Source organism: Neisseria sp. LACPHL-SPEC-2024-00856 (genome assembly GCF_047915665.1).
Lineage (GTDB): Bacteria > Pseudomonadota > Gammaproteobacteria > Burkholderiales > Neisseriaceae > Neisseria > Neisseria polysaccharea.
Map to the genome: position 1 here is coordinate 37,131 of NZ_JBLRPR010000009.1, position 12,347 is coordinate 49,477.

At 46.3% G+C, this 12,347-nt stretch carries 1 protein-coding gene; it reads right to left on the reverse strand.

Annotated features, from left to right (window positions below):
• Positions 1–151: 151 nt before the first annotated feature.
• Positions 152–12,313 (reverse strand): YadA-like family protein, encoded by a 12,162-nt coding sequence (locus ACNAU7_RS08460; RefSeq protein ID WP_416301949.1) that lies wholly within the window; start codon positions 12,311–12,313, stop codon positions 152–154.
• Positions 12,314–12,347: the final 34 nt, after the last annotated feature.

Below are 12,347 nucleotides of genomic sequence, written 5' to 3' on the forward strand. Positions count from 1 at the left end.
GCTTCAGCACCTTAGAGAATCGTTCTCTTTGAGCTAAGGCGAGGCAACGCCGTACTGGTTTAAATTTAATCCACTATAAAAAGGGCGGCAAATCGCCGCCCTTCCCTTCAAACCTTCCGCCTGCCCCAACAGCAGACAGGCGAAAAAGCCCTTACCACTGATAACCGACAGATGCGGAAGCACCGAAATGGCCGCGCGAATTGCCGGAAGCCGTGCCTTTGATAATCCAATTTCCGCCGTCGGAAATACTGGAGTAGCCGATGGCATAACCGGCTTCGCCGCGATAAGTGCCGCCGCCGATCGCCATCATACTCTTGCCGGGCAAATAGGCCTGAACCAAACCTGCGGTTGCAATCGCTTGGGCGATGCCCGCACGCGCGTTGCCGTCCACATTGTCGATGCGGTTGTTCAAGTTTTGCGCCACGCCTTTAAGTTGTGCAACGTTTGTAACATCCCCCTCTTTAACGCCCGGGGCGACATTGGTAATGCGGACGGGTTTGTTGTCCTTCTTACTGCCGACATTCAATGCGTCCCCATCCACGCTCAAAGTGGGCGCATCCGCCCCCGCACCGAGCGAAACGCTGGAAAACTGCGGGGTCATCGAAGTGGCGATGCCGATATTCTTACCGTTGCGGGTAATCTCGATGTTGTTGCCGGCATCAATGTTGACGGTTTCATCCATCTTTACCTTGCTCGGCGAAACATTGCCGCTGATGACTTTGCCCGAAGAACCTTTAACTACTTTGGAATCCAAATTCCAACCGCTGTTTTGCAGCTGATCGACGTTTACGGCATCGCCCGGCGCAGTACCGCGCGCCAAATTGGAAATGACCGTGCCGCCCGTACCCTTATCCAAACCCTTCTCTTTCAGATATTGCGCCTTCGCCTCGTCTTTCGCTGCTTTTACAGCGACCTCGGCGACGGCATCAACAACATCTTTCGGCTGATTTTTCAGCAGGTTTTCGATTTTGAGTTTCGCCGCTTCGGCGGCTGCGGCCTGTTTGCCGGCAAGTTCGCCCATTTGTACCGTTGTCAGACCTTTTTCGACCTGATTGGCAGATTTATACTTGTCTCCCTTATTTCCAGGATCCATTGCCGCCACATTACCCGTTGCAACCTTTTCCGCCTCTTCGTCGGAAAGCGCGGTCGAATTAACCGGGTCTTTCAGCGTGCCGTCTTCCTTAACCTGATCGGCGGGATACCATTTATCGCCGACTTTTTTCACTGCGTTGCCTTCCGCATCGCGGGAAACGTTTTCAATCTGACCGATGGGCAGTTCGACATCGAATTTCACATAAGTATTGGTGATTTTCCTGCCGTCCTTATTGATTTCATCCACAGTCGCAGCCTTGACCTTGGTGTTTTTGCCGTCGGCGAAGCGGAGGTTGTCGTCTGGATTGACTTTTTCAAGATCACTTTTGGACAAGGCTTTACCGCCGCCTGCGAATGCGGCTTTTGCCTTTTTCCCATCTGCCAAACCCACGTTCCATCCCGAATCGTTGATTGCATTGGCGACCGTATTGCCGGTTACAAAGCCCGAGCCGCCATTGTCTGCCGATTTAATATCCGCAGCGGGAATTTCCTTATACGTACCCGGATTCGTATCCGTCTTCGGCTTCCCGTTTTCATCGCGCTCATAGTATTTGCCGTCGATAATGACCGCTTTGACTTTCGAGCCGTCGTTTTTGGTTATCTCGACTTTGTTGGTCACCTCGCCTTCTTTGGCAGACACGGTAATCACGCGTGTGCCGTCGGCGGCGGTGCTTCCGCGCACCTCGATGCCGTTGCTGCCTTTGAAGTCCACTTGGTTGGCGTTCTTCACAACATCGGTATAGCCGTTGCCGTCTTTGGTCGATACCACCCAGCCCATATTTTGCAAATCGCCTACAGTTGCGGCGGCGTTCTTGTTCACCGGAGAATTCTTACCGTTCAAATCAACCAGATAGACATCGCTTCTGTTGCCGTCTTTGCCTTGCGGCGCGGTTTCGACTTTTTCGGCAGCATTAAGGCTGGAAGCTACGCCGGTCAGCTGCGTCGGTTTACCGTCAGTCGAACTAATGTTCAGCGCGGAAGACGGTTGGTTCTTCGCATCCGTACCGTTGTTGGTCGCAGGTTTGGCATCTTCGCGGGCGAAGTTGACTTGCGGATTGATGGTCGTAACATTGCCACCGGCAACTTCAACCGCATCATCTTTCGGCTTGCCGTTTTCCACATTGTCTGCTTTGTAGAACTTGCCGTCCACCTTGACAACCGTGTTGCCTTGGTCGTCCCGATAGGTTTCGGGTGCGCCGACCTTGACAGTGTTGAACACGACATCGCTTGCAGTCGCATAAGTGACTTTACCGTCTGCATCCTGTTTCACGGTTAAGTTTTTACCTGCAATCATTTCAACCGCTTTGCCCGGGTTGATGACTTCGTCGCCTGTCGATGCGTCATCTTTCTTACCGTCGGCAGTTGCAGAAGTCTTCAGCGTAAAGCCAGAGTTGTTAATCATATTCGCAACGTTTTGGGCAGTCGCCACTTTGTTCAATGGAGCTGCCGCAGCTTGGGCTGCTTTAAGTGCATCTTGAGCAGCTTTTTTCGTTGCTTCATCTGCATCTGGTGCCAAATTGTTTACTGCGTTTTGCGCATTTGCTAAATTATCAGCAAGTCTCTTCGCTTCATCTGCAGTAATAGGACCTTTTACCGCACCTGGTTTGGCTTTGTCCGCAGTAATTTCACCCGCATCCACATCAAACTTCACGGTGCTGCTGGTCGCATCGCCTGCAGTTTCTACTACAGCGACGGTACCTTTGCCGTTGATAAAGTTCACGGTATCGTACGGTTTCACAAAGTCACGAGCTGCACCATTGTTTTGTAAGTTCCAACCTGCATTCAATACATCGCCTACAGTCGCCGCATTATGTGTATTTACATAATTTGGTTGTGCCGCATCTGTTGTATTTGGCGCTGCTGCATTGGTCGTTGGTGCATTAGTATTTGCTTTTGCACCCTCAAGATTGCCTGCTACATTAGACAACGTAGTTGGGCTTATTGTACCTTTTGGTCCGTTCACAGAAGTGATGACATCTGTATTTGGAACATCATCGCCAGTACCATCCGCTTTGGTATTGAAAATTAGGTTACCCGCTGTATCTTTCTTACCTGTCGGATACACTTTCGTGCCATCCGCTTTGGTATAAACCACTGGCGTTACCGCATTATTCGTTGACACTTGGTCATCTACTTTGACAGTAATTGTACGTACACCTTTGTCATCTGTTTTACCAGTAACAGTCGCTGTACCTTCGCCTACGAATTTCACTTCGTTTGCATTTTTCACTGTGTCAGAGTACTCCTTAGTCAAATCACCAGTCGTTTTTTCTGCAGATACAATCCAACCCATGTTACGTAGGTCACCTACAGTTGCGGCTGTGTTGTCGCTTACTTTAGGTTCCCCTGTGGCAGGTTTAGACAAATCAACTAAACCACGGTTTTTATCGTTTGTTCCTGGTACATCCGCACCATTCACTTGATCACCATATTTTTGTAAGCCAGATGTGACATTTCCTAATTGTGTAGGAGAAGTCGTTTTCTTATTCGGCTCAGTTACATTTGGATTGACTAAGTTAGTGCTCAATGGATTTGTGGAAGTATCTACTGGCTTGATCACATTGCCATTACCGTCGATAGGTTCTCCATTGTTGTTCACTTTCGTGCTTGGGTTACCTTGTTCATCGATTGGTTGACCTTTGTCATTTACTTTGTAGAATTTATCTCCAATTTTAGATACTGGTGTGCCATCTGCTGTTGTATATGTTACAGGCAATCCTGTTACATTGTATGTAACAGTGCTTGCAGTACCTTCTGCATTCGTTGTTACAACCGCAGTTGTATTGGCACCATTGATAAAGTTTACAGTGTCATATGGTTTTACGAAGTCTTTCGCAGTGCCATTGTTTTGCAAGTTCCAACCTGCATTCAATACGTCAGATACAGTAGCTGCGTTGTTGCCTACGAATTTAGGATTTGCTGCTCCATCTTTCATAGGGGTTAACAAGTCAGCTGCATCTGCTGCTGTGATTGGTGCTGCGGTATTGCTTTTATCAGCAATTGGCGCACCATCTACGTCATGGGCTGTTTTATCAGCATCGTTAACTGTTGGTAAGTTACCTTTCACATTATTCAATGTAGTTGGCACTGCTACCGCTTTATTCGGTGCATCCGTTGTGTTCACCACATTAGGGTTAGTCAAGCTATTACCAAATGTAACAGGTTGTTTACCGTCTTTGGGTGTTACAGTAGTCACTTTTGTAGCTGGATCTTTTGTGAATGTCACATCACCTGCTGGATAGTAGTTGCCATTGTCAGCTTTCACATATCCATTTGTTGGATTGCCGTCTGTATCCGTTTTAATATCCGGAGTGCCATCAGCTTTCACAGGATAGTAATTATCGCCCACTTTAGTCAATTGAACTGGACCATCTGGTGTTGCAATTGTCGTAGCGATTGGCAAGCCTGTTACGTTGAAAGTCACATCGCTTGTTGTGCCATCTGCTTTAGTTGTAACAACAGCTGTTGTATTACCACCGTTCACGAAGTTCACAGTATCGAATGGTTTCACGAAGTCTTTCGCTGTACCATTATTTTGTAAATTCCAACCTGCATTCAATACATCACCTACGGTTGCAGCATTATTTTTGATAGTGTCTGCATTATCCGGTTTAGCTGCTTCGTTTGTCGGCACAGTTGTATCTTTTTTCGCACCATTTAGGTTGCCAGCTACATTAGACAAGGTAGTTGGTTTAGTTGTACCTTCTGGTCCATTAACGGATGTAATAACGTCACCGTCATCTACCTTTTGGTCTCCCGCACCTTTACCATCTGGCGTTGTGTGATACTCAATCTTACCCTGCGCATTTTTAACTGGATATACTTTCGTGCCATCCGCTTTGGTATAAACCACTGGCGTTACCGCATTGTTCGTAGATACTTGGTCATCCACTTTCACCGTAATCGTACGCACATTGCCATCTGTCTTACCCGATACGATAGCCGTACCTTCGCCAACGAATCTCACTTCATTCGCATTTTTCACCACATCTAAATATGCACCTTCTGCACCCGTCGCTTTATTTGACGATACTTTCCAGCCCATATTTTGTAAGTCACCTACCGTAGCCGCCGCGTTTTTATTTACCGGTTTAGCGTCTGTGCCTACCAAATCAATCAAGTTAGGACGTGCATTACCCGTTGTCGCCGTACCATTCGGATTGGTATCCACTGGTTTAACGTTCAGAGTAGAACCCACACCCGTAATTTGAGTCGGTTTGCCATCCGTTGAAGACACATCTAGTGCTGTGCTAGGCACTTTACCTGTATCATTATTCTCAGCTAGTTTCGCATCTTTTCTTGTGAAAGACACTTGAGGATTCTCAGCTTTCACCTTATCAGCCGGAACTTCTTGGGCACCTTTATTCGGCACACCATTAACCACCTTACTCGCTGGATAGAATTTACCATCATTCGCTTTCACGACTGATTGACCATTCTCATCCTTATAAGTTTCTGGCGCACCTACTTTCACTGTGTTGAACTCAACATTATCTTTTGTTGAGAAAGTGAATTTACCATCAGCTTGGGCAATCTTGATGTTTTTATCCGCTTCAAACGTCACAGTCTCGCCCGCTTTCACTGGCTGAACTTTCGTACCCGTATTTTCACCGCTTGTTGTGGCAGCCGAAGTTGCATTCCAAGCAGCCGCTTTAATGGCATCTGCCACGTTGCCTACGGTAGCGATTTTGTTTTCATCGCCCGCAGTTACTGTCGGCACGGCTGCTGTAGTGATACTACCGGTATTAACTTTTAAGCCGTTGGTATCGGTTGTAAGGGTGTTATCGGCAGCTTTTACTTTAACGCCTTCATTTGTTACTTCTAAAGACTTATCTGCTGCTTTCACCTTGATTTTATTGTCGCCGGTTTTTTCTAAACCATCGCCAAGGTTTGCGCTGTATTTCACAGTAGATGTTTTTCCATCTTCACTTTCCACAGCGACAGATGTGCCATCGCCATTGACGAAGTTCACAGTATCGTATGGTTTTACAAAATCTACAGCATTACCATTACCTTGTAAATTCCAACCAGCGTTCAATACGTCAGATACTGTCGCTGCATTCGTTGGATTTACCTGATTTGCAGTATTTCCTAAAGTTGGGGCTGCTTGAGATTTAGTCGCATTACTTGGGTCTGTTGCAGCAGCATCATTATTTTTAGTGCTCGGTAAATTACCTGCTACATTGGTAATCGCATTGCCGCCGTTGTTTAAGCCGTTTTCGGTCAAGCTGACGGTAGGCGAAGTTTTGCTGTTCGGCGTGATGACTATGCCGTCTGAACTGATTTTCACCGTCGGTTTGCCGTCGGCTTTAAACTCTGCACTGGTCAGGTTAATTAATTCCGGATTCAAGCTGTAAGTTACTTTGCCGCCCGCATCCTGTTTCACAGTTAAGTTTTTACCCGCGACCATTTCAACGGTTTTACCCGGGTTGATGACTTCGCTGCCTACCGATGCGGTATCTTTGTTGCCGCCTTCAGCTTTGGATGTTTTCAGCGTGAAGCCGGAATTGTTAATCATATCCGCAACGTTTTTAGCCGTAGCAACACCTTTGTCATCCAAAGCATTATTTAATGCCGTTTCGGCATCTTTGACTTTATTCTCAGCCGCTTCTTTTTTCGCTTTAGTTGCAGTGTTAGGCAATCTGACCAACTCGTCTTTTGCATCTTTTAATGCTTTTTGGAGCGCGGGATCAGTTGACGGCGCAATCACAGAACCGTCGGTGCTTGAAACCAGCTCGGCAGTTTTAACATCAGGCACTTTCACATCAACGGTAATGGTGCGTACGCCGTTCTCGGTTTTACCCGATACTGTGGCGGCGTTTGTGCCGACGAATTTCACTTCGTTAGCGTTTTTCACTACATCTTTATATTCGCCTGTTCCATCGGTTGTTTTATTAGATGAAACTACCCAGCCCATATTCGCCAAATCGCGCACAGTGGCGGCAGAGTTTAGTATGTTATTGTCTAATGCTGTTTGACCGTGAGCTGTACCTAAATTAACCAATTTCGGTCGTTGGTCGGCCTTTGTCTCCATATTCAACACCGAACCTACGCCTGTAATTTGCGTCGGTTTCGCGTCCTTACCCGCGCCGCTGCTGATATTCAACGCGGTCGTCGGGGCTTTTCCTGTCTGATTATTATCGGCAGGTTTTGCCACTTCAGTTGTCAGGCTGACCGGTTTTTTGCCGTCTTTTTCTTCGCCGACTTTGACAGATTTAAATTCAACATTATCTTTTGTCGAGAATGTGAATTTACTTCCATTTTGAGCAATCTTGATGTTTTTATCTGCTTCAAATATAACGGTTTCGCCCGGTTTCACAAGTTGCGTTGCTTCGCCTGACACCTCTCCATTTTCAGTTTTAGCAGCAATGGCATTCCAACCCGCCTTGTTGATGGCTTCAGTGACATTTTCTACCGTCGCAATCTGTTTGCCCGCATCAGTTTTTGCTTTATTTGCAGCTTCAAGTTTTGTTTGTGCCGCTTGCTGTGCAGTAGCATCCCCAGCCTCGGTCGCTTCAGCCAATTCCTTGGTCGCCTCTGCAATCGCTTTATCTAGTGCAGTTGTTGCCTTACCTGTTGATTCCGTTGCAATATCGCCCGTGTTTACTTTTACGCCATCTGTACCAACGGTAATTGTGCTATCCGCTGGTTTTACAGAAATAGTATTGTTTGCCGTATCTTTCTGTAAACCATTGCCAACGTTCACATCGTATTTCACGTTGACATTGCCGTTTTCTTTGCCGTTTGCACCTTTATCTTTTTCAACAGTTACGGTTGTGCCACTGCCGTCCAAGAAGTTCACTTGGTCGTCTTTATTGATTGTATCGACTTTGGTTTTGCCGTTGCCCGCAATATTCCAACCGCTTGCTTTTAATTGGCTTACGTTTACAGCATCATTGTCGTCTTTACCGTCAGCAACATTGGTGATTTTGACCGAATCAGTGCCATTCGCGCCGGAAACTTTGATTGTGTTGCCGTCGTTGGTGATTTTCGGACCATTATTACCGAATTGAACAGAGCTAAACTCCGGTGTATCAGTGGTTGCAAACTCAAACGATTTATTCGTATTGTTGTGTGTAACCGTTAAGTTTTTGCCTGCTTTAAAGGTCACCGTATTACCAGCTTTCACATTGTCTGCTACATCCGTTGTTGCACCATTACCTGAAGCCGCTGCTTTCCAATAGGCATCATTAATCGCACTTGCTACCGTTTCTGCTGTTGCAAATGTATTGCCTGTTCCTTCTGCTTTAACCTTACCTGCATTAGCTGTATCGGCTGTGATTGTCGTGGTGTTTACACTGTATTTCACTGTCGAGGTTTGACCATCCTTGCTTTCAACAGACGCAGTTGTACCATCACCGTCCACAAAATCCACAGTATCGTAGGCTTTTACAAAGTCAACCGCTGTGCCCTTGCCTTTCAAGTTCCAACCTGCATTTAATACGTCACCCACGGTAGCGGCATTGTTTGGATTGACATAATCTGTGCCTTTCATATTCGTTGTATTTGGCACTGCTTGAGTTTTCGTGGCATTACTTGGCGCAGCTGCTGTATTTGCAGTATCGCTATTTTTAGTAGCAGGAAGATTAGATTTCACATTAGAAATCGCATTGCCACCGTTGTTCAAGCCGTCTTGATTCAGCGTTACCGTTTTCTCCGGCGTATTTGCAACCGCATCTGCCGGTTTTGTCACCGTAATGCCTGCATTGGTCAGCTTGGTGATCGGCGCATTTTCACCTGTGCCTTTAAACTCTGCCGATGTCAGCCCGCTTAAAATCGGATTGAGCGAGTAGGTAAAGTTCGTACCTGCCTGTTTGATTATCAGGTTGTCGCCCGCTTTAAAGGTTACGCTGCCGCCCGCGCTGATTTTTTCGGTGGTTTTGGTATGACCGGACGTTGCGAAGCTGCCGCCGTCGGTACCGGACGTAATGCTCCACGCGGCATTGTTGACGGCATTTGCCACCGCATCAACTGTCGCCAGTTTGCCTTTATCTGCTTTAACAGGACGCACTTGACCCGCTTTTTCATCAGTACCTTTGTTAGTATCTGTAACCGTTTCGGTCGAGCCTGTCACCGCCTTCACTTTGCCGTCTGTGCCGACAGTGATTGTTTTATCATCGGTATCAACCGCAACTTTGTTGCTATCAGCCGCATCAATTTTGAGGCCTTTGCCGGTATTGACCTTAATGCCGTCTGCACCAACAGTCACACCATTGCCTGCTTTGGCTTTAATTTTGTTGGTCGTAGCATCTTTTTCCAAACCATCGCCGAGATTTACGCTGTATTTGATTTTACTGGTTTTATTATCTGTATTTTCAACAGATACACTTGTGCCTTCGCCGTCAATAAAATTAACGGTGTCATAAGCGGTAACAAAATCTTTTGCCGTGCCTTTTTCTTGCAAGTTCCAGCCTGCATTCAATACATCGCCTACGGTTGCCGCATTGGTTTTGATGTCATCTACATTATTCGGTTTGTCTGCTTTAGTTGTCGGTGCATCTGTATCTTTTTTCGCACCATTTAGGTTGCCGGCTACATTGGTAATCGCATTGCCGCCGTTGTTTAAGCCGTTTTCGGTCAGACTAACATTCGGTTTTTGCTCACCGCCGGTCGTCGGCGCAGCGGGCGTAATGGTAATGCCGTCTGAACTGATGTTCACCGTCGGTTTGCCGTCGGCTTTAAACTCTGCACTGGTCAGGTTGGTTAATACAGGGTTCAGGCTGTAGGCAAAATCAGCTTTTTTGACTTTCTTTTTAACTTTTTTGGTTTTATCAAAATCATCCTGAACTTCAATTTCAACTTCGGTTTCATCACGGTCTAACTTCAAGTTGTTGCCGACTTGGAGTTGGACTTTATCTTGTGAACGGATTGCGGTTTCATAAGCCTCATCCGTGGAATTTGTATTTGCTTTTTTAGATGTGAATTCACCTGAAGATCCCGTTACCACATTACCGCTTGTGTTAAAACCTGCTGCAATTTTTTTGGTGATGGAGTTTAACTGGGAGCCGTTGATGGCATCGGTAGAATCTTCCGCCACGCGACCGGCCGCCACGTTTTTTAATTGGCGTTCTGCGCCGGAGCTACCGAAAGACACGACGTCGCCTTCAGAGGTGTTAGTGCCGCCCGCCCATTTAAATGTATAAGCAATATCCTTTGAGTCATCGGAAACAATATTGCCTTCGCTGTCGTAGTTCACACTTAATTGGCGCGTACCCAGCAACTCAGTAGTAGAACCCGTACCGATTGCAACGGCATTTTGAAGGGTTGCATGCGCCCCTGTACCCAATGCCAAAGAACCGATAACATCGGCACGCGCACTTGTACCGATGGCTGTTGCCAAATCACCTTTGGCTAAAGAATGCACCCCTAGAGAAGTAGAAGCATGACCGTTTTTATTTTCAGCCTTGCTAAAGTCAAGACTGGATACGTCCATAGCGTGCCCAGTCAGCTCTTGAAAGGCTGCTGCAACGGTACCTGTTGTCGTCTTAGTCGCCGCGAAAGTATAATGGCGAGTAACCTCTTTACCATTAATTTTCTCAACTACATCTTTTACAATTACACCACCTTTTTCATTTACGCCAATGGCTTTTTCAAAAGTTGTGGATTGTTTAGAGGCTGATTCAACATCCGCACCGCCAATCATAATAGAGGAATCGCCTCGCGCGTTAGTGCCCAAGCCGATTGCCAATGCACCTTCTTTACCGGTTGCCTTAGCTTTATAACCGATTGCCACATCGCCTTCTTTTGCCAAAGAAGCCGTACCTGCCGCCACTGCATACTTACCATCGGCAAAAGATCCCATACCGATGGCTACCGCCGCTTCGGCATTAGCTTGAACTTGTGAACCCGCACCGATTGCCGTTGCACCGAAAGCACCTTTACGCACCAAAGCATTCGTACCAAGTGCCGTTCCCAATGGTGTTCCTGAATGAGCTTGTGCTCCTAATACTACGGAACCATCTTGTGCATACGTTGCTTTATATTTTGTATCTAACTTGGTATCAACAAGTCTCTTATATGCATCACTAATCGTGTCCTTAGATATCTCTGCATCTTGATTATGATCTTCTGTTTCTGTAACAGCAAAATTTTCTTTTGTTGATTTATAATATTTTTTATTTGCAAATTGAGTAATATCATTTCCACCTAAAGCAATAGCACCCATACCTGCAATAGTTTGAGCGCCTATTGCCACAGATTGGTCCCCGATAGCACGTGCATTACGACCTAACGCTGTGGCTTCATTAATATCTACATTTGTGTATCCGTTAGTACCACCTGCTATTTTTTGATAATCCGCAACATCTTTAACACCAAACGCTTTTTTCAGCACGTCCTCATTAGAGTCAACATCGGTCCTATTATAGGCAGGCATTTTATTAGCATCTAAGTTTCTAAATCCTGCTCCGGCACCGGCTCCTATAGCAACAGAAGAATTTACAGAACGCCCATCATCTTTATTTACTCCTGTATAAGCACCGGTACCAATAGCTACACCGCCAGCATCTCCACCATTAAGATTTTTCCCAGCATTGTTAGTTCCCGACATAGCACCATAACCAATGGCAATACTATGACCTTGACCTTGATCTCGAGTATTAGCTTCTGTACCAAAAACAAGATCATACTGTTGTCTTGCTTTACTTTTTTGACCAAAAGCTATTGACATCTTTCCAATGGATTCACTTTCAACGCCTATGGCATAACTATCGTCACCTGTAGCTTTCGCTCCCAGTACCAATGCCAAAGACGTAGGACCAAGTGCTTTTGCGCCTATACCGATAGCTACAGCATTATTATGTTTAGAAATAGCACTCTTACCGATAGCTACAGAATTTGGGTTTTCTGCTTTCGCTCCGTTTCCTATCGCTATAGCGTCATCTTTACCAGTGCTTGCATCTTTCCCTATAGCTATCGTTCTACTTCCAGTTGAATTTGCTGACGCTCCTATCGCTACCGAATCTCCTCCAGCCGCAACAGACCCTGTTCCTTGAGCAACTGCTCCACTACCTGTTCCAGCATCATTTAATGCCGCATAAGCCGAATGACCGCTTAATAATGCCAATGCGATGGCTGAAGATTTAATAAGGTTCGCTGAAGAGCCGGACGCACTTTTTTTGGCACTCGATGAGCTTTGTTTTTTGTGTGCTTTGGTTAATTCGGATACTGCCACCCAAGATTGGGTTGCCCGGTTGTAAATGACACGGAAGATTTTGTTCATTGATTCTCTCTGCTTGCAATACACCGCCCGCGCT